This is a genomic window from Pseudoalteromonas sp. ATL1, from assembly GCF_058933015.1.
Map to the genome: position 1 here is coordinate 335547 of NZ_JBZYXL010000001.1, position 24254 is coordinate 359800.

The following is a 24254-nucleotide window of genomic DNA, read 5'->3' on the forward strand; positions in this document are numbered from 1 at the left end:
ATCGTTTAGGCTAAGGCACACTATGACCCGTTGAGCCTTGCCAGATGCGATACCATTGTTCACGAGATAAATGAATATGCTGTGATTCAACACCAGCCTTCACCCGTTCAATATTACCAGTACCTAACACGACGGAGGGTTGGCTTGGCATACGATTGAGCCAAGCATAGGCGATCTGATCGATAGAATTTGCTGATGCTTCGTTTGCAACCTCTTCCAACACGGCGCGTAAGCGTTTGGCTTTCGCATCTTTTTTATCAAACAGCTTGCCACCCGCCAGTGGTGACCAAATCATAGGGTGAATACCACGTTGTTGGCATTGATCTAAGGTGCCATCATCCAGTGCTTTCATCTCATACACTGAACACTCAATTTGATTGGTGATCAACGGAAAGGTTAAACGCGATTGCAGCAGCTCAAATTGAGATGGGGTAAAGTTAGAAACCCCAAAATGCAATACATCGCCCAACTGCTTCAAGCTGTTGAATGCTTCTGCCATTTCATCGACGTCCATTAAGTAGTCTGGACGATGAATGAGTAAAACATCGAGCCTGTCGGTGTGAAAGTGTTTCAGGCTTTGCTGAACCGACTCAATAATATGCGCTTTACTGGAATCATAGTGATTAGCTTTGCCAGCCAAGCCTTTTTTAGCCATAGCTGGGCGAATACCGCATTTGGTAATAATTTTGATTTGATTACGCACACTCGGGGCAAGTTTGAGTGCGCGGCCAAAAGCGGCTTCGCACTCGTACTCACCATAAATGTCTGCGTGATCTGTGTGCTTAACACCCAGATCAATACATTGTTGCAAGTAACTTAAACATTGTTGATCAGTCAATTGCCAATCTAATAAACGCCAAAACCCAACCACTAATGGGTCTATTACTCGATGGCTTGATTTTTGATTCATACAGTGACCTTGATACTACTTGCAACTTGCTTTGCTTTTGCTACTGCTTGTTCGACTGAATTATCTCTTGCGAGCGCCACGCCCATACGACGTGTGCCAATCACTTCTGGTTTACCGAACAGGCGAACATCGGTATCGGGCTGACTGAGCGCTTGCGCCAAATTGCTATATTGAACTTGCTTAGACTCTCCGCTCACGAGCAGCACGCTGGATGCCGATGGGCCATGAAAGTGAATGTTTGCTATCGGCAAACCTAAGATAGCGCGTACATGCAGTGCAAACTCACTTAAGTCTTGCGAGATCAATGTCACCATTCCGGTGTCATGTGGTCGAGGCGATACTTCACTAAAGTATACATCATCCCCTTTAATAAATAACTCAACACCAAATAAGCCACGACCGCCTAGTGCTTCCGTTACTTTGCTCGCCATGTCTTTTGAGCGTGATAACGCCAGCTCACTCATTGCTTGTGGCTGCCAACTTTGCTGGTAATCACCATTTTTCTGCACGTGACCAATTGGCTCACAGAAACTGGTACCATTGACGTGGCGGATGGTCAGCAAGGTGATCTCATAATCAAAATCAACAAACCCTTCGACAATCACTCGCCCTTGCCCTGCACGGCCGCCTTCTTGTGCGTATTGCCATGCCGCTTCTATATCTTGCTCGGTCTTGACCACGCTTTGCCCTTTACCCGATGAACTCATAATGGGTTTGACCACGCATGGCATGCCTATTTCACTAACGGCTTCTTTAAAATCAGCCAAGTTATCAACAAATTGATATGCTGAGGTTGCCAAGCCAAGCTCTTCCGCTGCTAAGCGGCGAATACCTTCACGGTTCATGGTCAATTGCGTGGCTTTAGCACTGGGCACCACGGTATAGCCTTGTGCTTCTAACTCAACCAGTTTATCGGTGGCGATGGCTTCAATTTCAGGCACGATATAATCAGGCTGCTCTTGTTCAATGATGCTGGCTAAACGCTCACCATCGAGCATCGACAATACATAGCTTCGATCCGCAACTTGCATGGCAGGCGCATGATCATAACGGTCTAACACCACCACTTCGCAGCCGAGGCGTTTAAATTCAATCACAACTTCTTTGCCAAGCTCGCCGCCGCCACAGAGTAAAACTTTACACGCTGTTGATGAGAACGGCGTTCCGAGTGCTTTGATTTTCATATTGATTCCTTGGAGGTACGTCACTAGTCGATTGTAACCGTTGCATGCACTGGCGCATAGTTTTGGTATTGCAGTGTGATTTTATCGTTATGACTTAACACACCAACTCCTTCAGGAGTCCCCGTCAGTACGACATCTCCAGGTAATAGCGTAAATGTTTGCGTAATATCTTTGAGCAGTGTTTCAATATCAAATAGCATCATTGCCGCTTTACCGTGCTGCTTTAAGGTGTCATTTAGCCAAAAGCGATATTCAGCGCGGCTCAACTCGCCAGTATGAGTAACTGGATAAAACGCACTGATTGGACAGCTACCGTCGTAAGCTTTAGCCCGCTCCCAAGGATAGCCTTTGTTTTTTAACTCACTTTGTAGTGAACGAATGGTCATATCTAATGCTAGCCCTACGCCGTGAATATGCTCAAGTGGCGCCTGCGTATCAGCGTCTATTTGCTTACCAATGAGTAAAGCGAGCTCCGCCTCATAATGATGCTCACCAAAGCGCTGAGCAAGATGTACATTATCAGCCAGTGGCTGAAAACAAGTGTTGGGCTTAATAAAAAGAAGGGGACTATCTGGAATGGGGTTGTTTAACTCTTTTGCATGGGCCGCGTAATTACGCCCTACACACACCACTTTGCCAACGGGAAATCCAATAACATCTCCACTATCCCACTGATGTTGATACATTTTTTAGTCCTCAAAACAACTCTTCGTCAACCTGCATCATATCCCATTTTGTCGCACTATGAGACCATAAAAAAAGGCCTCAAAATGAGGCCTTCGTTTAGTCTGATTTAAAGTGACTTAATATTATCACCTGAGCGTTTATCAATCAGCTTAATGAATGGGTCAACACCTGCAAATTTTGGCAGTTTATCCACTTCAATTTGAATGGTATTTTCACCTGTTTTGATCTCATGCTTTTTAAGATAAATAACAGGATCTTTTTCATGCACTTCATCAGGGTTAGCACTAAACAAGCCAATATCTATCCATTGCGATAATGGTTGCTCTTCTTCATTACCTGCGCCATCTGCATACTTCTTCGCTGCGTCAACAGTTAGCGTAATCACATGCTTCGCATTTTCTGATTTGGCTTCCTCGACAACCACATCTTTTAACTTCAGCTCATATAGCGTAATTGAGTTGAGTTGATCATCGATAAAAATCTGCTCTTGCTCCGTTGCATCTTGTTTGAGGTAAGCAACAAAATCTTGCGTAGTTGGAAAAATATCAGTTCTAAAACGATAGTCATCGATAAACTTTCTTAATGCTGCATTCAAGCGCTCTTCACCTAATCGGTCATGCAACGCCATCATTACTACGGAACCTTTACGATAATGTATATAACTTTGGTTCACTGTGGTTGCCAAAGGTCGTTCCTCATACGCTTCGGTACCACGCCCACGCAAATATCTATCCAGCTCATACTTTAAGAACTTACGTAAGTTATTCTCACCATATTTTTCCTTCATCACCATAATTGCTGCGTATTGAGACAACATTTCAGACAAAATATTTGACCCTTCCACATTTGCACCAATTAACTGGTGCGCCCACCATTGATGTGCTAATTCATGGGCGGTGACATAGTAAGGCACTTTGACATGCTCAGGGTCTCTAATATCGCTTAAAAAGCCAATATCCTCAGAGTAGGGTACTGTATTAGCAAAACTTTGCGCAAAACTTCTATAACGTGGAAACTCAATAATACGCATTTGCTTATGCTGATAAGGCCCAAAAGCTCGGCTGAAATAATCGAGTGAATCTTTAGTAGACTGCATCATGAGGTCCACATTCCAAGCGTGATTCTTGTGGTAATACACCTCTAAGGATATGCCTTTGTATTGCTCTTTCTTCACTTCTAGTTCCATCGACAAGATGTTGTAGAAATGCAGCATCGGCGCATCCATTTCATAAATGTACGTAGTACGACCATTAGTGGTGGTTTTAGACTGTAAATACCCTGGCGTCATCGCGATTTGAGATTCATCCGTCGTCACCGTCGCTGAAAAGGTAACAAAATTTTCAGCGAATAATGGTTCATGATAATGCTCTGTTTCTTCAAGTTTGTTTGCCAGTTTAAGAGGTTCAAGATCACGTTTACGACGCTCGACCTTATCTCTTATTTCTTTACTCTCACTGTATCCAAGCTCTGGGAATAAACTAAAATTATCAATAAATGTACCGTTATGTACTAACTTAGTGTCACTGCCTCTATCAACAAACCCTAGCGTTTGACGAACCACTGACATAGTAAGCATTCTGCGCTCTCCTGGCAGCATAGGCTCGGAGAGTTCAAACCAAGCATGCTGGAAGTCTTCATTTAGTTTACCCAGTTTTCCGCCAGTCATTTGCACATTCCATTGCAAGGTATAATCTGGTTTATTAACAAGAAACTTTTCTATCGTTTGCTGTGTTTTATTCTCAACTTCTAGCGTGACCTGCGCTTCGATACGACGCTCTGCTGGGAAAATTTCAGCATTTAATTTTACGTCTAAGGTAGTTGGAATGGGCGCTTCTTTATATTGGGCAAACTCTCTTTCATATTGCTCAAATAAATCGTTGTGCTGATCTTCTGTTAAGAAGGTATTAACTACATTTGTGTTGTAGTAGATATTGCTACCTGCACCAATGAATAACACAGCACCTAAAACAATGACAGATTTACCCGTGATACCTAAGTTGTAGCTAAGCAAGCCTAAACGCGCTTTTAGGGTTTGACCCGAACCACGAGGCCATAATGCATAACTCAGCGCCGCTAAAACTAAGCTAAAACCTAACCAGTATGTGTTATACCAATGCACGGCGCTTAGAAAATGCCCATAGCCGTTAATATCAGAATAAAGGGTTTCTGGCGTTTCACCTACTCTAAACATGTGATGTTCAAAGCCAAAGTGAGTCATAACCATCGACAGAATATAATACAGCACAAATAGTCCCATACCGGCATATTTGGTTGGACTAATTACTTGCAATAGGAAAGCTAACGTGCCCTGGAATGCGAAACTAAGTACAAAAATATAACCTAAGCGAACGACGTATTGAGATACTTCAATATGTTCAATGCCAGAAAGTAGCTGATAAGCAATTGTTATGACTGAACCTATCACACATAGCAAAGCCATGATAACAACTAACGCGATATATTTAGAGCCCCAAAAGACCCAGTTTTGTACTGGATAAGCATCAATAATGTCGCCCATTTTGTTTTCTCTATCGTGCCACACCAACTCAGCACAATAATAGACAATTACAATCTGTATCATTAAATCGAAACTGCCTGTGATCATCTCAACCATACGAAAAGTGACCGGCCATACATCGGTGCCATACATACCAAACGAACCAATGATAGAAGGCAACAAAGAAGAGATTGATAAAAGCAGTAACACTAAGAATGAATAGCTTTTAACTACATTGTTTACTTCAAATACTGTGCGGGTCCAAAAGTGCGACCAGGCATTAATGTTGCCGGGTTTTATATCCACCTTATAGCTGAGTGCTTGTTGCTGAGAGCCTTTGCCCTTCGCTTTACTCTTTGTTTTTTGCTTTTGTGGAAGCCGATGACTACCGTTAGCGACTACAGCCAAAATACCAACTAACGCCACACCTAACCACAATAAGCGATTATAAAGTAGCTCACCTGTCAGTGAGATCACCATGGTATTGCGATCTGCGATTGTCCAATATTCTGCCTGTGCATTAATCGCAGACAAACCAAACATATCAATATAACTCGCAATATCGCGATATTGAATATCACCGAACATATTTAACGAGACGATATAGCCAACAAGCAATGCTACAGCCACTAAGTACATGGCCACCATTGAACGAAAACGCTGGGCAACCAAAGTAAACATACTGGCTAAGAAAAACAATGATGGCGCAGCGATATAAAATAAGGGGGCAAAATAGTAAGCCAACTGATTCGGACCAAGCTGTTCACTGTCTAACCACCCCAACAAACCACCCAATCCTGAACCAATCCAAACGCCTAGCAAACACATGGAAAATACAAGTAACGTTACCAAATAGGCACCAAGGAAGCGTCCTAGCCGATACTGAGCGATATTTAGTGGCTTTGATAAAACCAACTCATTGAATTTACTTTGTTCATCTCGTATTGCTGCGCTACCAACAAAGTTAACCACCAAGAAAATAGAGAAAACCCCTAACACTCCAACTAGCTGTAAGATCTGAAAGGGTGAATTAACATTTACATTGCCGCCGCCGCCAATTTGCACGGAGTCTGACACTGATGCAAAAAACGCCAGCAAAAACATCACCAATGCCGTCACATAAAAAGAAGGCTGTCGTATATAATAACGCAGCTCAAAGAGCATCATTTTTAATAACATTGTCATCACTCCTTATGCGACTTGCGCACTGTTTCTATGCTGATGCAACGTTGAGAAATAAACGTCTTCTAAATCTGCGGGTACGGTTTCAAATCCTTCAGGTGCTGCGTCTGCAAACACGTTTAACAACGTTTGCCCGGCAAACAGACGCTTAGAAATGACAGGTAAACTTTGCTCCAACTCTTTGGCTTCTTCTTGATTAGCAACAGTTTTACGCCATATCTTACCTTGCAGCTGTTCGGTTAGCTCAATGGGATTACCTTCAAGTAAAATTTGGCCGCTGGCCAATACTGCCATGTTCGGACAGAGTTCCGACACATCTTCTACGATGTGTGTTGAGAGAATAACCACTTTACTCTCACCTAACCCAACCAATAAGTTATGAAAACGGTTCCGCTCCTCAGGGTCGAGGCCTGCCGTTGGCTCATCTACAATCAACAGATCAGGATCGCCTAACAACGCTTGCGCAATACCGAAACGCTGACGCATCCCCCCTGAAAACCCGCTCACTGCGTTTTTACGGTGATCATACAAGTTAGTTTGTGCAAGTAACCCTTCTACTACTTCGTGGCGTTCTTTTTTATTATTCAAGCCTTTTAGAATCGCCATGTGGTCTAACAGATCAAAGGCACTCACTCGAGGGTAAACACCAAAGTCTTGCGGTAAATACCCTAAACGCTGACGTAATGCCTTTGGATCATTGAATACGTTAATTCCATCAAATTCAATACTGCCAGCATCTGCCGATTGTAAGGTTGCAATCGTGCGCATCAAAGATGATTTACCAGCACCATTTGGCCCAAGCAGACCAAACATGCCTTTTGGAATATCCAAGTTCACCCCACGTAACGCGTGAACACCATTGTCATATGTTTTAGAAAGCCCTTTTATTTTAAGCATCTATCTTCCTTCCTTTAAAGCTATTTAGCACCTGTGTTATATCAGCTTTACAATATAGGGACAATTAATGGCATCGTAATAATTGCAATAGAATGTAAACACTGAAACACTACATTTAAATAAGAAACACTAAGGAATGAGAAATGCAAGATCATGCACAACAACCATTAACAGACTTTATTGAATACCCTCAGGATGAGATGCTCGCACGTGCCGAGTCTTTCTTAGAAAATTCTAAACGCCGCCATACGATACGTAGCTTTAGTGACCGTCCTGTACCAAAAGAGATTATCGAAGCGTGCATCAAAACCGCAGCGACGGCACCCAGTGGCGCGAACCATCAGCCTTGGCATTTTGTTGCAATTAACAGTACAGATGTTAAAAAACAAATTCGCCAAGCTGCGGAAGACTTAGAGCGCTCTTTTTATGAAGGACGTGCTGGTGATGAATGGTTAGGCGCCTTAAAACCATTAGGCACAGACGCCGATAAACCTTACCTTGAACATGCGCCTTGGCTAATCGCCATTTTTAGCCAGAAAAAAGGCGGTATTCACAGTGAAGACAAAAACACCAACTACTACGTGCACGAGTCCGTAGGCATTGCCACTGGTTTTTTAATTCAGGCACTACACAATGCGGGACTCGCTACCCTCACACACACCCCCAAACCAATGAGCTTTCTAACTGAGATATGCGGGCGTGATAGAGATAATGAGCGCCCTTATATGCTGCTGATTGCTGGTTACCCGAGCGAAGATGCCACCGTGCCAGATCACGCGCTGGTGAAAAAGCCGTTTGAAGAAGTCACGACATTTCTATAAATCGCTGACTCATATTGGCGGTTAACGAACCGCCAATGCTTCTCCTTCGCTCAAGCCGCTCAAAACCTCAACCTTGTCATTATGTGTTTGTCCCAAGCGAATATAACGCCTTTGGATATGTCCTTGTTCCACCACTTCCACCATGGTTAATTGCCCATAACGCTTGACGAGTTTTGATGGTACCAACACTTGTTGCAAACTCAGTGAGGGTAAAAATACCTGTGCATACATGCCCGGTTTTACGTTTTCAGCGAGATCCACATCCAGCTTCACCATAAAGCGCCGTGCATTGCTATCCGCAACGGGCACTATCTCACTGACTTTGGCGTACTGGGTTGCGCCACTGGCTGGAATATGGATTTTTAAATCATCGCCTAAGTTCAACTTGCTCGCCAGTTGCTCTCGCACCGCGGCACTGATCTGTAACTGCGCGGGGTTATACAATGAAACAATCGGCATGCCCGGCGTCAACATCACACCCGGTTCTTGCAGGCGCTCAACCACAGTACCATTGATGGGCGCGATAATTTTTGTATCACGCAAAGCCACCTCTGCCGACGCTAACTGTTGAGCCAACGCAACTTTTTGAGCTTGAAGCTCATTTACTTTGGTTTGCCATTCATCCACCACATTTACAGCAACTAAGCCTTGTTGTTGTAATGTTTCACTGCGCGTGAGCTGCTTTCGTGCTTGTTGTAATTGCGCATCGATGGCGTCTTGCTGTGCGCGTACTTGAGAAGCCCGTGCTTTTAAATCCGCATCATCAATGGTTGCCAATAACTGCCCCGCCGTAACGCTTTGTCCCGCACGCACATGCAGGGTTTTAAGTTGTGCAAGTAAGCGACTGGCAACCAGCGTGTTCTCTCTGGCCGACACATTGGCGTTCACCACTTCATGATGCATCACCGGATGTGTTTCAACGATATGAGTTTGCCCTTGATAAGGCGCGGGCGCAGTCTTATTTCCCGCGTCAATCACCTGGTTAAACATGCCTGCCATGTAGGCTACTACTAACAGCAATAGCACCACTGCAAACACGGGAGTTAGCCACTGTTTAGTTTTCTTCATTGTCGATAACATGATTGCTGCTCTTTGCTTTGTTAAACACTAAAAAATAAACCAACGGCACCACCAGCAACGAAAATATCGTTGAGGCAATAATGCCAAAAATAATCGCTAACGCTAATCCGCTAAACACGGGGTCGAGTATGATCACGAGGTTGCCCAATAAAGTGGTACCAGCAGTGAGCAATACGGGTCGCATGCGCACTTCTCCGGCTTGAATGAGAGAGGCCTTTAACGCCATGCCCTGCGAGCGTGCTTGATTAATAAACTCAACGAGAATGAGTGAGTTACGAACCACTATGCCAGCAAGCGCTATCATGCCTATCATCGCTGTGGCTGTGAATAAAACCGGTTCAGGCGCGCCCGCTATTTCTCGCTCACCAAACTGATTAAGCAACCAAAACCCCGGCATGATGCCAATCATGGTCAGCGGGATCGCAGACATGATAATTAGCGACACCGAGCTGGATGTGGTTTGCCAGCGTAAGATGAAAAAAATAGCCAACAGTGCAAAAGCGAAGGCGATGCCCATATCGCGAAAAACATCTACGGTAATGCGCCATTCCCCTTCACCGCTGAAGCTGTAAGACGCCCCCTCTGGTAATTGCCATGCGATGCCTGCGCCATTGTTTAAAAAGGTGCGTGCACGCCAATCAGTTTCGGTATTTTGAGTTGCGTGTTCATCCGCCACGATATCCGCGATGACTTCGCCAGGCGTTCGACCATTGAGTTCTGCCGTGACATAAATCACATTTTGCAGATCTTTGCGTACGATAGGTTGTGGCGCGAGCACATCCTGCCAACGCCCCAGCTCCGACAGCGCCACCAGCGGACGCGTTGCGCTATCGAGCCCGTATTCACTGCCCACTTTACTTAATGCACGTTGCCCTCTGAGCTGCAGCGCATCCAAGTTAGGTTGCTGGTTACGCTCACTGTACGGTAAGCGCAAATTGATTGGCACGGGTTGCGCCTCATGCTCGATATAGGCTAATCCCGCATCTAACCCGCCACTGGCAATTCGTAGTGACTGATTAATGTCATCCGTTGAAATACCAGAAAGTGCCGCTTTTCCCTTATCCGTTACAAAACGCTTGATAAAGGTTGTTTCTGCCATCGAACTATCCACTTCAACCACATGAGCTTCTGCACGCAGCCTTTCCATTAAAGCACTGGCCGCTTGCTGATGTGTATGTGCTGGCACGAAAGGAGCCGTATACACTTGCGCAACCAAAGTACTCAAAACGGGGGGGCCAGGTGGTACTTCCACCACTTTCACTTGAATGCCGTGCTGATTAAATGGTTTGAGCGCCTCTCGCAATCTCAATACCACAGCATGAGACTGATGTGCACGTGATGCCTTATCAACGAGTAACACCCGTAAATCAGCTAAATGGGGCGCTTGACGGCGATAGTAACCGCGCACCATGCCGTTAAAGTCCATACTTGATGGCTCACCCACGTAGGCTGCAATGGCCGTCACTTCATTTTGCTGCCACACTACACGCTGCACCTGTCTGGTCACTTTAGCCGTTTGCTCCAAGGTACTGCCCTCAGGCAAGTCAATCAGCACTTGTACTTCACTTTTATTGTCAAAAGGTAATAACTTAAGCGGCACTGCGCGAAACAGCGGTAAACTTACACTGATCATAAACAGCACCAGCATGCTCCACAGCACTGCTTTGGCTTTCCAAGGCTGTGCCAGTAATGGCGTTAACACGCGGCTATAAAAGGATGTTTTGTGCCCAAGGTCGGGCTCTTCAATGGGATGATTATGGAGTAATTTTTTTGCCAACCATGGCGTAACTAAAAACGCTACCAGCGTTGAAGCAATCACACTCACCGGTACATTGAACGCCATAGGTGCCATGTAGGGTCCCATCATGCCGGTGATATAAGCCAAAGGTAAAAACGCCACACTAATGGTTAAAGTCGACATCAGCAGGGCCACTTTTATCTCAGACATCGCGGCAACCACTTGTTTGTTGGTATGCGTTTTATCTGTTGTGTTGCGCTTCGCCAAAAAACGACTGATATTTTCCACCCCGGTGATGGGGTCATCAACCAACAACCCCAGAGAGAGGATCAACGCAAATAACGTCACCCGATTAATGGTATAGCCAAATGCAAAATCAAGCCCAAGGGTAATGCCGTAGCAAATAGGCACAGCCAAACCCACCACAATGGCTGGACGCCAACCTAAAAACACACCGATAAATATCACCACAGTCAAAACGGCAAACGTCAAGCTTGCGGTTAAGTCGTTTACCTTTTCGTTTGCTGTATCGCCGTAATTACGCAACACCTTAACGTCAATGTCACTAGGTAATAAGCGCTCTTTCAACTGCGCCATCAACTGCAAACTTTGCTCAGTAACGACGACCGCATTACTGCCTCGTTGTTTTGCAATCGATATTGTCACCAAAGGCAAGTTTTGCTGTTGCTCATCTAGCGCCAACCACTGATAGGCGTCCGGCTCACTTGGCTCATCCGTTACCCTTGCTACATCTTTAAGCAACACCTCTTGGCCATTCAGCACATTGACCGTTAATCGTGATACCTGCGCTACATTTCTGAGTACATCACCCGCTTCCAAAGCGATAAGCTGCTCGCCCTCAACACGACTGCCGACGCGTTGCAGCTGGTTACTGACATTGAGCGCCATCAGCACATCCAAAGGTGTTGTTTGATGTGCCGCGAGCGCCGTTGCATCAAGGTAAACCTGAATTTGCCGTTTGCGCCCAGAGATCACTTTCACTTCGCTGGTATTCGGTAATTTTTGTAATTGAGTAGAGAGTTCTTGCGCAAATCGGGTCAGCTCAAAGTCACTATATCGCGCTGAGTCTTTGCTGTATAAGCCCAGCATCAAAATTGCTACATCGTCGACCTCAACAGGCTGTACCTGCCAACTTTGCACCACTTGCGCCATGGTATGTTGATTTGCATACAGTTTAGTGTAGGTATTTAAGATAGCTTGCTCGCGATTCTCCCCCACATGAAAACGCAAGGTTACCACCGTACCACCGGTGTCTGTGGTTGAGTAAATATGCTCCACACCGGGGAGCTGTGACAGCAGCTTTTCCAGTGGTTCGGTCACCAAGCGCGCCACTTCTGGGCCGCTCAAGTTGGGCGTATTCACACGAATATCCAGCATAGGGACTACGATTTGTGGCTCTTCTTCGCGTGGCGTAAACTGCAAAGCAAACAACCCCATCAGCAAAGATAAAAACAACAAGACCACAGGTAGTCGACCAGCAAGACTTGCCGCTAACACCTTGTCGATAATTTTCATAATGTGCGTTCCTTATGCTGCACAAAAGAGTTGGTAGAGCTGCTGCAAAATGGCTTTGACCTTTTCATCGACCACACGATAGTAAATTGTCTGCCCGTCACGACGAGTATCTACGATATTTGCCTTTCGTAAGCTGGCCAAATGCTGTGATAACGCAGATTGTGCTAACGGCACGCTTTCGTTCAACGCGCTCACGCTCATCTCCTGCTCTAGCAAACTGCATAAAATCATTAACCGATTTTTATTTGCCATGAGTTTTAGCAAAGCCTCTGCTTGTTGCGCGTTATGCGCCATTGCCTCAAAGTCCATGATCACCACATATAATAATAAAGTTGTGCAAAGTATAGACAAACACATTAGCAGTGTCTAATATTAGTAAAAGCTAATGTATAAGGCAGTTGTTATGAAATTAGAAGCTATGCTTAGGTTAATAGCAGGATGTATGTTATTGCTGTCTTTAGCACTGAGTCATTTTGTACATGAGAACTGGGTTTGGTTTAGTGTGTTTATCGGTGTTAACTTGATCCAGTCGGCATTCACTCAATGGTGCCCGATGATCACCCTACTTAAAAAATTAGGCGTAAAGGAGTAATTGCATGTTAACTGCAGTTCAAGATGTTTTAAAAACAGTCAGCCCTAACCAGCGTTGTATTACGGCACAGCAAGCCAAAACCGAAATTGAGCAAAACGCAGGCCTACTCATTGATGTACGCGAGCCGAACGAACACCAAACGATGGCAGCTAATGGTGCCATTAATATTCCACGCGGTTTACTAGAATTTAAATTGCCAGAAATCGAAAAAGATGCACAACGGCCTATTTATTTACACTGCGCCGCAGGTGGTCGAGCGACCTTTGCCGCCGAGCAATTAACCCGGCTAGGCTATCAAAATGTCAGTGTGATCACCTGCAAAGCCGGTGATGTTTGCCAAGTGTTCTGATTTAACGTATTCGCTTGGCACTTATCAGCAACAAGCGCTTAATTATGATTTTGTAAAAGTGTACTCAGGTGTCACCGAGCAAAATTATCTACAAGTGGCCAAAACCGCAAAAGCGCTGGGGTTATTTCTATCAGGCCATATACCCGATACGTCAATGGAAAACGTGTTGGCCCATCACAATGAAATTGCCCATTTATCTGAGATTATCGTTGGTAAAGATCACGTAGATCCCGATATGGATGATGAAGCCTATCTTGAATGGGTCATCAAGACCATGCTAGAGAATCAAATTTCGCTTATTTTCAATTGGTCTACCGATGAAGTGGTCGCGAAATGGTCGAGCGGTGAAGATATTTATCAAAGCAATATATATGACTATATTCCCGATGCCATACTGGCTATCTGGCAACAAGAGCCACAAGTAGGAGACGCCGCTCCAGAACATCACGATCTTGCCTTGTCTCTTGTCAAACAAATGGTCGAAGCGGGTATTGAAGTACAAGTTGGCTCGGATACCAGTGACGCAGGCTCTGTACCCGCGTTGTTATTGAGAGATATGGAACTGATGGTTGAAGCAGGCTTATCGCCTAAGCAAGCGCTCGTTGCTGCGACAAAAGTGCCTGCGACCGTGATAGCGCGTATCTTGCAGCGACCACAAGACAGAGGATTGATCAAACCAGATTATTTAGCCGACTTAGTGTTGTTCAGCAAAAATCCGCTAGAAAATATTCAAAACCTCAGAAGCCGCCTTGGCGTCGTGATTGATGGTCATTGGTTAGCACAATCAGAACTCGATGAGATGGCCCTCGCATTTTCTAAACTCCCTCTTGAATACTTGGAGCTCCCGCAATGACAAATTATAACAAGCGCAAACTTACACTTTGTATTGTGGCTGCGTTGTCGGGCACCCAAAACCAAGTGACAGCACAAGAAATAGAGCATATAGAAGTTGGCGCGAGTCGATATATGTTGATGAAAACCAATGGCTCAGCAATTCAACAATTAGATAGAGAAGGCATTGCACAAGCACCGCATATCGCAGACGATGTATTTCGGCTGATGCCCAGTTTACCTGGTGTCAGTGCGGGCGATTACTCAGCAAACTTTTATATACGTGGCGGGCAAGCCAATGAAGTGTTAGTTCTGTTGGATGGTCAACAGCTATACCGTCCTTTTCACATGAAAAGCTTCAACAGTGCTTTTAGTATCATAGACACTGAAAATGCCGAACAAATAAACCTTTATACCGGCGGTTTTGCAGCGCGTTTTGGTAACAAACTCAGCGGCGTGTTAGAAATCGACTCCCTCATTCCCTCTGAGCAAGCCAAATACAGCTTAGGAGCCAGTTTTATCAATGCACGCGCTGCCGGGCAAGGTAGCTTTGACGAAGGTAAAGGCCAGTGGCTTGTTTCTGCTCGACGGGGTTATTTAGACATGGTGCTCAAAGCCATGGATGACGAAACCAGTAAGTTCGAGCCGGTTTACGCCGATCTGTATAGTAAGGTCAGTTACGAGTTAAACGACACGCACACCCTGTCCGCCAACTTACTCTATGCCTATGATGATGAATTACTGGACGATAATTTTGATGAGTGGAACGGGTTTGAAAAATATTATGTTAAAGAAAAAATCAGCGGTGCCTACGCAAGCCAGTACTTTTGGACTCGCTTACACTCTAATTGGCGTGATGATTTAAGCTCCACCATGATGCTCTCTGCTGGCGAAGTTGAAGAACAACGACGCGGTGGGCAAAACGACCCCTACGAAATTGACTTGACACTCAAAGATGATAAATCCTTCTCTTTCATTGAGGTCAAACAAGATTGGCGCTGGCTTAGTAGTGACAATTTGATGCTTGAGTTTGGCATGCATGCAAAACAACTGGATGCTAACTATGACTACAGCATGTACGCCCGTTACCACCGACTCTACGCCGATCAGCCTCAGGCCAAACAAGTCGATGCCAAAGAGATGATAAATCCTTCTCTTTCATTGAGGTCAAACAAGATTGGCGCTGGCTTAGTAGTGACAATTTGATGCTTGAGTTTGGCATGCATGCAAAACAACTGGATGCTAACTATGACTACAGCATGTACGCCCGTTACCACCGACTCTACGCCGATCAGCCTCAGGCCAAACAAGTCGATGCCAAAGTAACCGCAAAAGGCGCTGACATTGGGGCTTATACCAGTGCAAAGTATCGCTTTAGCCCATTGTGGGCGGGAGAGCTTGGACTTCGGTATGATAAGCAAGATTATCAAGGATTTAGTGATAGTCAAATCAGTCCTCGCGCGGCGCTGTCTTATCATTTAAATGAGGATTCTAGTGTCAGCTTTAGCTGGGGCCACTTTTATCAAGCTCAGGACATTTTGGACTTACAAGTAGCTGATGGCGTAACAACATTCCAAAAGGCACAAAAAGCAGAGCATTTCATACTTGGTTATAACGGCACATTAAATGACCTTAATTATCGCCTTGAAGCGTATCATAAGCGTCTGTCTGACATTCCAACGCGCTATGAAAGTGTACTCGACCCTCTTAACTTCTTTCCCGAAGGGCAAGCCGACAGACGCCGCATAGTGGCAACCGAAGGGACAATTTCAGGCGTAGAGTTGTCTGTGCAAAAGCAAATCAACGAAAAATGGCGCTGGCATGCTAACTACACATGGTCAGATGCAAAAGAAACCGTCGACGGGAAAAAGGTTAATCGTAGCTGGGATCAAACCCACACCTTAAATGGCGGGGTAAACTATCTCTTCGACAACGGTTGGAACCTAAATGTCGCCGCGCACTACCACTCCGGTTGGCCGAGCACCGGAGAATATGGCACCGTGCGCACCGCTGACAATGGTGAAAAACAAATCGTCCGACATCTCAAAGAAAGAAACCAGCAATCTCTAGCCAATTACATGCGCTTAGATTTGCGGATTTCCAAACAATATTTACTGCCCGATAGCCAGCTACAGGTGTTCTTTGAAGTGTCGAACCTACTTAATCGCAAAAATCAGTGTTGTGTTGAAGCGACCAACTATCGACTTGGCAGTGATGAGAAGGTGATAGTTAATCAGGAATATGGCTACTGGCTGCCAATGATCCCAAGTTTTGGCGTGAAGTGGGATTTCTGATCTAGTCGGTTCAATTTGTATTTCCCCTTAGGTTATCGTCTTTCCCTAATAAGTCGGTAACCTATTTCCTCAGACATGGCTCCCAAAATGTAGAAATGTGTAAGTTTGTTCTGGTTATTTAAACAATTTCTGAGCATTTGCTGACAGTTCTAGATGCCAATTCCGCATAAGCTAACAAGCATACAATCACTCTTGTTAAAGGACTGCTCTCGATGAACTTCAAATTACATACCTTAGCCATCGCCGTGGCGACTACGGCTTTATTGACTGCCTGTAATGACAGTAACGATAACCGAACTGAGCTGCAAAAAGCACAAGGTGTATGGAAAAGAACCAGCTACGGGCAAGTTATAAAAATAAACTCAACACATGTGACTCACTACCAGTTAAACAACCAAGGTTGTATTGAAGTAAACAAGCAAACTCACCAACAGGCCAAAAATGGTGACTTTGCCAGAGTCTCGCAAGAGAAAAGTACGCTTTTGGTGATGAACGATGTGAATGTATCAACCTATACCTCTACGGATAAACTGCCTGAAACATGTAACGCGCCAATCACCGTAAAAGAGGATGCCAAACCAAGCCAAGTGTTTGAGTACTTTTGGCATGCCTTTAATGATTACTATGCCTTTTTTGATATTCGACATGTAGATTGGCAAGCGCAGTACGATACCTATGCGCCGCGTATTAACGATGCGATGAGCGACGAAGAATTGTTTGCAGTGATGGCAGACATGGTTGCACCTTTGCAAGATGCGCACGTTTATCTCGAAAGCAAAACACAAGAATTCAATGTGCTTAAACCCAGCCCTATCATGCGCAGTGCAGAAGGCGAAGCTAAATCGTATTTGCGCTTTGGCTTCGATGTCGAGACCATGGATGTGGTCGCGTCAATGTTGGAAGATTACGAAGAAACCACCGCCAGCTACATCACCGAAAGCACGCTCAAAACCGTCCCGTTGGAAGAAGGACCAAAAACACTGATCTGGGGCAAAACGGCTGACAATGTTGGCATTCTTGTGATCAACAATCTAGCTGATTTTTCGAGCGACCCCGAAGCGAGCGTAAGAGTCCATATGGAAGCGGCCTTAAAGTATGTGGACGAGATCATGAGCGACCTCAAAGACACGGATGGTATGATAATCGATATTCGCAATAACCTTGGCGGAGAAGATGCGATAGCTAAATTGTTCGCTAAACAGTTTAACCAAAAAGAAGGCATTGCATTTCATAAGCGGGCCAACAATCGAGCCGGTTTGGGATCACAATCACATCATATACTCAATGCAGTATCTGACCCTTACCTTAAACCTGTGTACTTACTTACCAGCCAAATTACCATGAGTGCCGGTGAAGTCTTTGCCATGATGATGAAACAGCTTCCGCAAGTCACCCATATTGGCGAAGAAACATCAGGCGCGTTTTCAGATGTGCTGCGACTAACCTTACCGAATGGTTGGGAAGTGGGCTTATCCAATGAAGAATATCGTAATTTAAAAGGTGAGAATTTTGAAGCCCGCGGCCTACAACCTGATGTTCAGATCCCTGCCTTTAGTGGTTTCTCTGACGAATTGCTCCGCTTTGCAACTTACGATTACGCATTAGAAAAACTCGGTAAACAAACTTACCCAGCCATCAGTGTGGCCAGCTTTGAAGCGCAAGTAAACGAGCTAATGGCACAAAGTGAATTACCAGGCCTCGCCGTGGCAGTTATTCAAAATGGGCAACTGACATATAGCCAAGGTTTTGGTGTGGCAGACATTCAAGGAACACAAGTACAGGCCGATACGCCTTTTTATCTCGCGTCAGTCAGCAAGACACTCGTAGGCGCGACACTTGCGCATGCTGTTGACGCGGGGCAGATCTCCATTGACGATTCCATAGCCTCAATTGTGCCTTTTACGTTCGATGCAATCCCCGAAAAAGATCAACCAATAACCTTTAGACACCTAGTGACCCATACCAGTGGTATTGTCGATGAAACCATTGCGTACACTTGCTCTTACTTTTTGCATGACACCATGCAAAACATGAATGATGCGCTGCTGGGCAGCGAAATTTGTGATGAGAAAATTAACCCCGATCTTGGCACCTATCTAGCAAATTATTTAAGTGAAAACGGTACTCGCTATCAAGAAAAGAACTTTACCAGTCAATATGGCCATGACACTGGAGACATTTACGTGTACTCAAACATCGCCACGGCACTTGCAGCATTCGCGCTTCAAGAAAAAACAGAGACGCCATTCGTTGAGTTAGTGCAAAACTACCTATTTTCACCGTTGGCGATGAACAATAGTCGCTGGGGAGTAGGCCCTACACCTGATAACGTCGCGACACGCTTTGTATTTTCACCAGAAGACAATAAATTGATGCCAATGCCTGACTACGGTGCGGTGACCTACCCCGATGGCGCAGCGATTTCAACCGTGAATGATGTGGCGCGCTTTTTAATTGCCAGTCTGAACGGGGGTAAAATTGACCAACAACAAGCGTTATCCGCCAACGCGGTGTCGGCTATGCTAAGCCCACAAACGGATACACCCGTGCCCAGCAGAGACATTGGTTATTTTTGGGAGCTTGACGGCGATTTAATTCATCACGACGGTTCGGATCCAGGTGTGATGTCACAAATGATAGGTGATATCAGACACAACAACGGGATTGTGTTACTCAGTAATGGCGACGATAACCATGAAGCGCACGAAGAGGCGATGGCTATTATTCAGCAACTGGCTCTGCAACTGGCTTACACCAAATAATGAAAGAAGCGGTGCTTTGCACCGCTCCGCTTTGTTATGCCCGATTAGGCACAATTTGAATTTCGACCCGGCGATTTTGCGCTCGTCCCTGCTCGGTGCCATTACTCGCTACCGGCACAGATGCACCCATACCTTGCGTTTGCAGCCTTGCCGCCAAGACATTTTGACCAAGTAAGTAATTTTTAACTCCGTTGGCACGTTGTTCACTTAAGCGCTGATTTAACTCGTTACTCCCCGTGCTATCCGTATGACCCACAATATTAAGTAACGTTTTTTCGTATTGATTCATCACTTTAGTAATGGCATCTAGAGTGGGATAAAAGCTAGGAGAAATGTTCGCTTGGCTGGAGGCAAAAGTAATATTGCTTGGCATAACAAGGCGCATATTGTCCCCTTCTCGGATCACCTCAACACCGGAACCCTCAAGCTCCTTACGAAATGCAGCTTCTTGTTTATCCATATAATCGCCGATTGCAGCTCCAGCCAGTGCACCAATCGCGGCACCAATAAAAATACGCTTATCTTTATGATTACCCGTCGCTTTACCCAACACAGCGCCGGCAGCAGCGCCGATGGATGCCCCTTTGCCGGTATTGGTCATTTGGCAACCAGAAATTAGAGTTACACTCAGCGCAACAGCCACTGCACATTGCTTGTTCAAGATCATCATCACCTCCAAAATAGTTTTGCTTAAGGCTAAAAGGAGGCGCCTGAATCGTAGATTAACTTATGTCGTTTATTGCAACAGCCGTTCAGGAATAGGGGGGAGTGAGTAAGGTGCAATAATTTTATCCAGCTGACGCGTGCGCGCTAACTCTTCCATTGCTTTGTGGATACGTGTCGCTCCATCAGACTTGTTAAAAGACTTGCTCAAAGCCATATAGCCATAAATCAATTTCGTGTGTCGATAATGCATGGTTTCAAGTTGCGAGATGGGTTGCTTTAGCGCTTTCATCGCCACTTCTGCGGTATCCTCAATCGCAATAGCGAGATCAACTCGCCCTTTTAGCACCAGATCCAACGCGACTTGCTCTGAGGTTACCTCAATTTTATCCAATTTCTCGTCTTCATCAAAACGCTTAAAAAATGCCGCACCACGCATCACTGCAATCCGTTTACCGTACAGATCCTCAAATCGCATCACACTCATTTTGCTCCCCTTTTTCGCGTAAAAAACAAATGAGGAGGGTAAAGCCATATAGGGCGGTTCAACAAATACCATTGATGATTGTCTTTGCGGAGTTTTAATTAAGCCGCCCATCACATCTACCTCACCTTGCTCAAGCAGTCGCAAACAACGAGAAAGTGGGCATGGCACTGGACGCACCAGATAGTGATCTGCAACGGCCGCTCTGACAATATCTAAGATCAAGCCAGACGCATCTCCATCACTGGTAACCGTACTGTATGGCGGCGCATGATCGATAGCAACATGAATCGTTTGGTGTTCAGCGTGTGCTTGCCCCATTAAAGCAGTAAAAAATATTTTAAAAGCAATCACTAAACGCAGCAAATTGTCATACCCCTTATTCACCTATAGCATAGTTACGCTGAACCTTACTGAAGTCACCGCATAATGAACTGCATACTTAGATAGATAAATATCATAAGATTGTCATGATATTATGCGACTTTATAACGTTAACTTTATCACAAGGTAGGCTATGGCACTGAGTATTTTTTATCAATTTTTTGTACTTGGCTGCACCAGTTTTGGTGGTCCCGCTGCACATTTAGGCTTTTTTAAAAAACACTTTGTAGATAATCTCGGTTGGTTTTCCAATGATCGATATAGTGCAATGATCAGCCTGTCACAAATATTACCGGGCCCCGGTTCGAGCCAAGTGGGTTTCGCAATTGGCTTAGAACGTGGGGGCATTATTGGCGGCATGGCTGCATTTTTGGGTTTTACCCTGCCATCATTTCTCATTATGTTACTGCTTTCATTGACAGCTTCTCAACTCAACAACACCGCGCTTGGCGTGATCAGTGGCTTGAAGTTATTTGCCGTAGTCGTGGTGTTGGATGCGGTGCTCAGCATGGCAAAAAGCTTCTGCAAAACAACGCCACTAAAGGTCGTCACCTTTTTTAGCACACTTATCCTTTTACTGCTGCCCACATTGCACGGACAACTATGGGTACTTAGCGGCGCCGCAGTATTAGGGCTGTTGTATCGCTTTACTTCTTTACCGGTTTCAACAGTCGCACATTCAGCATCTGTGAACTGGCCGGTGTTAGCCTTGTTTGCTCTTTTGTTTTTACTCACTTTTATGAATTTGCCAAGTGCGTTATTTGCACAATTTTACCAAGCTGGCGCTCTGGTATTTGGTGGCGGACATGTGGTGCTTCCCTTGCTACAAAGCACGGTTTCAGGACTTGAACAGGATAGCTTTTTGACCGCCTATGCCGCTGCGCAAGCTGTACCAGGCCCAATGTTTAGCATTGCAACCTTTTTGGGTGCCAATGCACAACCTGACAATATTTGGCTAGGTGCTGCAATCGCAACTGTGGCGATATTTTTGCCCGGCTTATTACTCATGTGGGCATGCATTAATGGTTGGCAAACGCTGAGTGCTTATCCAAAGTTTGCCAGTATAACGGCCGCTTTAAACGCTGCCGTGGTTGGCTTACTTGCAGCAGCCTTATATAACCCAATCTTGGTTTCGGCTGTTCATAACCTGTGGCATCTCAGCGTCGCTATAATCGGCTTTGCGGTGCTAAAACTGGCAAAGCCGCCAATATGGATGATGTTACTTGCTTTCTCAGGCATCGGCTTGCTGTTGCAACAACTGACCTGAAATGCTTTGATACGGGCGTAATCCAAATGCGCCCATCGTTGCCAACATATGATCTAAAATATCGGCTTGGATATGTTCATAGGCAACCCATTGTTTGTTACGACTAAAACAATATAATTCAATGGGTAATCCGTAATTCGCTGGTGGTAACTCTCTGACCATACACACACATTCTTGATTGATATCTGGGTGCGTTTTTAGATACAGCTCCGCATAACGACGAAATAAGCCCAAATTAGTCACGTTACTCGGCAGAGACTGCTCTTCTTCAAGTACCCCAAACTTTTGTCTAAGCTCGTCAACTTCATTACTACTAAGACATTGAATGCTGTGCATATCGACTAACAACGCACGCTTAATACGCCTCCCTGCTGACTCTTGCATAGCTCGCCAGTTTTTAAACGAATCGGAGATCAACATGTAGGTAGGAATGGTCGTGACTGTGTTATCCCAGTTCTTCACTCTCACCGTATTTAACCCTAAATCTAGTACCTCACCATCTGCACCAAACGCATCAACTTGGATCCAATCGCCTGTTTTCACAAGTCGATTCGCCGCGATTTGGATGCTAGCGACTAAACCTAAAATCGTATCTTTGAAAACCAATAAGGTGACCGCAGCAATGGCACCAAAGCCCGATAGAATGTAAGTCGGTGATTTATCAAGCAGCATACTGATCACCAAAATGCTGCTGACAATAAAGGCCATTAATTTGGTTACTTGCACTATGCCTTGAATTGGCACATCTTTGGCGAAGCGCAATTGGTTGTATATGGCATGTGCTAGGTTAACAAAACCACTAAACAAAAAGCCGGCAATGATCACTAAAATGATTTGCCCGAGTGACAAAAACACTCCCATTAACCACGTTGGCGCAACAAGTACCCGTTCATAAAATGCCAAAAATGCGACACAGCACAGCATTGCGGCTAAGCGCCCAGTGAGCTTGTTTAATTCAGGCGCTAAATGACCAATGCGTGTTGGAGATACCTTGGTGAGCACTCTTTGAATGCTGGGTAGAACCAAGCGACGGGTAAATAGATACAAAAATATCAGCGCAATAATACCAATGCTGTTGGCAGTTAATGCACTGAGCATGTTTCCCTGAGGTACCTTGGCAAACCAAGCATCCAACAAATCAGTAATATGAACCAAAGTCATAACGGGGCAATTTCCTTATTAATGTTCTGTGTACTCGCATGGTTATTTGAGTAGAACAAATCAATTTGACGGTCTTTCGTTTGCCAAAGAGAATTAAGATAATTTTGAAAACAAACGCGATACGCTTTATCTTGCTGATAATTACCCAGTGGCAGTGTGCTGATCTTCACTAATTCTACATCGACATTAACACTACAAAGCTGTCCAAGCATGAAGCTTCGACAAATATGGCTACCTTTTGATTCATAAATGATCGTGGTATTCAGTAAACCATCGAGTTGATCTGCCAAAACTTCTAACGCAAATGCCGTACCACCGGCCTTGGGCTTTAATAGATACTGAAATTGGCTGTGCTGCTTGGCGTGCTTAACGGGTGTGAAGCGCGTCCCTTCAGCAAAATTAATCACCGTTGTTGGATGATCTTTGAAATTGCGGCAACTGTGTTTTGTTCTCGCCACATCCATACCCTTAAGCTTTGGATTTTTAGCGATTTGTGCCTTGCTGGCCCGTTTCATAAACGGCATTCCCATGGCCCACGCCCCAGTTCCAATAAAAGGCACGTATTTTAATTCATCTTTTAGGAAAAACTTCGGGGCGGGTAACGCATCTATGGCGCTGAGTACGACGATATCTAACCAACTGATGTGATTTGAGACCAACAAGTACCAACCATTTGATTGCACGTCATCCGGTACTTGTATGTTGAGTTGACCACAGCCTATTTGCAAACCAAGTTTATTGCCCTTACACCAGAGGCCATAGGCTTGATGTAATAACACCGACACAGCCCGCACTGGTAAACACAGTTTTACTAGACCAAGCAAAAATACCATCACGCCGCAAATTAAGGTATTGAGTAGCAGAACCCAAGTTGCTAGCAATCCGAAAACCCATTTAGGTACATCATTTCTGAGCATTGCCAACCTCACTCTAAC

20 protein-coding genes are annotated in these 24254 nt (G+C 45.0%); 8 read left to right on the plus strand and 12 right to left on the minus strand.

The genetic code is table 11. From position 1 onward, the window contains the following. Window positions 1–10: 10 nt before the first annotated feature. The 5 genes from AC5FX4_RS01585 to AC5FX4_RS01605 all read right to left on the minus strand — a co-directional run bounded on the left by AC5FX4_RS01585 (window position 11) and on the right by AC5FX4_RS01605 (window position 7357). Window positions 11–910 carry an aldo/keto reductase gene (locus AC5FX4_RS01585; protein ID WP_493604786.1) on the minus strand — a complete coding sequence of 300 codons (900 nt, stop codon included), beginning with the start codon at window positions 908–910 and terminating at the stop codon, window positions 11–13. Beyond that, window positions 907–2094, minus strand: coding sequence for a formate-dependent phosphoribosylglycinamide formyltransferase (purT, locus tag AC5FX4_RS01590; protein WP_493604787.1), 1188 nt, complete (start codon window positions 2092–2094; stop codon window positions 907–909). Before purT ends, AC5FX4_RS01585 begins: the two co-directional genes overlap by 4 nt. 23 nt (window positions 2095–2117) lie before the next feature. After that, on the minus strand, window positions 2118–2780 hold the full coding sequence (locus AC5FX4_RS01595; RefSeq protein WP_493604788.1) for a fumarylacetoacetate hydrolase family protein: 663 nt from the start codon (window positions 2778–2780) through the stop codon (window positions 2118–2120). 107 nt (window positions 2781–2887) lie between these two features. Further along, a complete protein-coding gene (locus AC5FX4_RS01600; protein ID WP_493604789.1) occupies window positions 2888–6457 on the minus strand; it encodes an ABC transporter permease/M1 family aminopeptidase in 3570 nt (1189 codons plus the stop codon). A 12-nt stretch (window positions 6458–6469) separates the two neighbouring features. Further along, window positions 6470–7357 (minus strand): ABC transporter ATP-binding protein, encoded by an 888-nt coding sequence (locus AC5FX4_RS01605; protein WP_493604790.1) that lies wholly within the window; start codon window positions 7355–7357, stop codon window positions 6470–6472. Between the two features lie 143 nt (window positions 7358–7500). Between AC5FX4_RS01605 and AC5FX4_RS01610 the strand changes: the two genes are divergently transcribed. Beyond that, entirely contained in the window at window positions 7501–8178 is a 678-nt protein-coding gene (locus AC5FX4_RS01610; protein ID WP_493604791.1) for a nitroreductase family protein, read from the plus strand. A gap of 21 nt (window positions 8179–8199) precedes the next feature. On the opposite strand, the gene AC5FX4_RS01615 is transcribed toward AC5FX4_RS01610, so the two are convergent. From AC5FX4_RS01615 to AC5FX4_RS01625, 3 genes are read right to left on the minus strand one after another with little or no spacing between them, the layout of a single operon-like run. Next, entirely contained in the window at window positions 8200–9246 is a 1047-nt protein-coding gene (locus AC5FX4_RS01615; RefSeq protein ID WP_493604792.1) for an efflux RND transporter periplasmic adaptor subunit, read from the minus strand. Continuing rightward, entirely contained in the window at window positions 9233–12532 is a 3300-nt protein-coding gene (locus tag AC5FX4_RS01620; RefSeq protein WP_493604793.1) for an efflux RND transporter permease subunit, read from the minus strand. The genes AC5FX4_RS01615 and AC5FX4_RS01620 overlap by 14 nt, the downstream gene beginning before the upstream one ends. Window positions 12533–12544: 12 nt before the next feature. Continuing rightward, entirely contained in the window at window positions 12545–12841 is a 297-nt protein-coding gene (locus AC5FX4_RS01625; RefSeq protein ID WP_493604794.1) for an ArsR/SmtB family transcription factor, read from the minus strand. A 94-nt stretch (window positions 12842–12935) separates the two neighbouring features. Between AC5FX4_RS01625 and AC5FX4_RS01630 the strand changes: the two genes are divergently transcribed. From AC5FX4_RS01630 to AC5FX4_RS01655, 6 genes are all read left to right on the plus strand, one after another. Further along, complete coding sequence (locus AC5FX4_RS01630) at window positions 12936–13124, plus strand: YgaP family membrane protein (RefSeq protein WP_493604795.1); 189 nt, start codon at window positions 12936–12938, stop codon at window positions 13122–13124. 4 nt (window positions 13125–13128) lie between these two features. Next, window positions 13129–13473 (plus strand): rhodanese-like domain-containing protein, encoded by a 345-nt coding sequence (locus AC5FX4_RS01635; protein ID WP_493604796.1) that lies wholly within the window; start codon window positions 13129–13131, stop codon window positions 13471–13473. Beyond that, window positions 13454–14326, plus strand: a complete 873-nt coding sequence (locus AC5FX4_RS01640) for an amidohydrolase family protein (RefSeq protein ID WP_493604797.1) — start codon at window positions 13454–13456, stop codon at window positions 14324–14326. Before AC5FX4_RS01635 ends, AC5FX4_RS01640 begins: the two co-directional genes overlap by 20 nt. After that, window positions 14323–15510 carry a TonB-dependent receptor plug domain-containing protein gene (locus AC5FX4_RS01645; RefSeq protein WP_493604798.1) on the plus strand — a complete coding sequence of 396 codons (1188 nt, stop codon included), beginning with the start codon at window positions 14323–14325 and terminating at the stop codon, window positions 15508–15510. Before AC5FX4_RS01640 ends, AC5FX4_RS01645 begins: the two co-directional genes overlap by 4 nt. Further along, complete coding sequence (locus tag AC5FX4_RS01650) at window positions 15510–16598, plus strand: TonB-dependent receptor plug domain-containing protein (protein ID WP_493604799.1); 1089 nt, start codon at window positions 15510–15512, stop codon at window positions 16596–16598. Before AC5FX4_RS01645 ends, AC5FX4_RS01650 begins: the two co-directional genes overlap by 1 nt. Window positions 16599–16810: 212 nt before the next feature. Continuing rightward, window positions 16811–19360 (plus strand): serine hydrolase, encoded by a 2550-nt coding sequence (locus AC5FX4_RS01655; RefSeq protein WP_493604800.1) that lies wholly within the window; start codon window positions 16811–16813, stop codon window positions 19358–19360. A 34-nt stretch (window positions 19361–19394) separates the two neighbouring features. Here AC5FX4_RS01655 and AC5FX4_RS01660 read toward each other — a convergent pair whose 3' ends face one another. Beyond that, on the minus strand, window positions 19395–20027 hold the full coding sequence (locus AC5FX4_RS01660; RefSeq protein WP_493607753.1) for a YiaD family glycine zipper/OmpA-like lipoprotein: 633 nt from the start codon (window positions 20025–20027) through the stop codon (window positions 19395–19397). Window positions 20028–20096: 69 nt separating this feature from the next. Continuing rightward, entirely contained in the window at window positions 20097–20894 is a 798-nt protein-coding gene (locus AC5FX4_RS01665; protein ID WP_493604801.1) for a substrate-binding periplasmic protein, read from the minus strand. Window positions 20895–21024: 130 nt separating this feature from the next. Between AC5FX4_RS01665 and chrA the strand changes: the two genes are divergently transcribed. Further along, window positions 21025–22158 carry a chromate efflux transporter gene (gene chrA / locus AC5FX4_RS01670; RefSeq protein WP_493604802.1) on the plus strand — a complete coding sequence of 378 codons (1134 nt, stop codon included), beginning with the start codon at window positions 21025–21027 and terminating at the stop codon, window positions 22156–22158. Here chrA and AC5FX4_RS01675 read toward each other — a convergent pair. Both AC5FX4_RS01675 and yihG read right to left on the minus strand, forming a co-directional pair. Then, window positions 22123–23319: a mechanosensitive ion channel family protein gene (locus AC5FX4_RS01675; RefSeq protein ID WP_493604803.1), complete on the minus strand. Its 1197-nt coding sequence runs from the start codon at window positions 23317–23319 to the stop codon at window positions 22123–22125. The two genes, chrA and AC5FX4_RS01675, sit on opposite strands and share 36 nt — an antisense overlap. Beyond that, the gene (yihG, locus tag AC5FX4_RS01680) at window positions 23316–24236 is read right to left on the minus strand and encodes a 1-acylglycerol-3-phosphate O-acyltransferase, YihG family (protein WP_493604804.1); all 921 of its coding nucleotides are present in this window, start codon (window positions 24234–24236) and stop codon (window positions 23316–23318) included. Before yihG ends, AC5FX4_RS01675 begins: the two co-directional genes overlap by 4 nt. Between the last annotated feature and the right edge of the window lie 18 nt (window positions 24237–24254).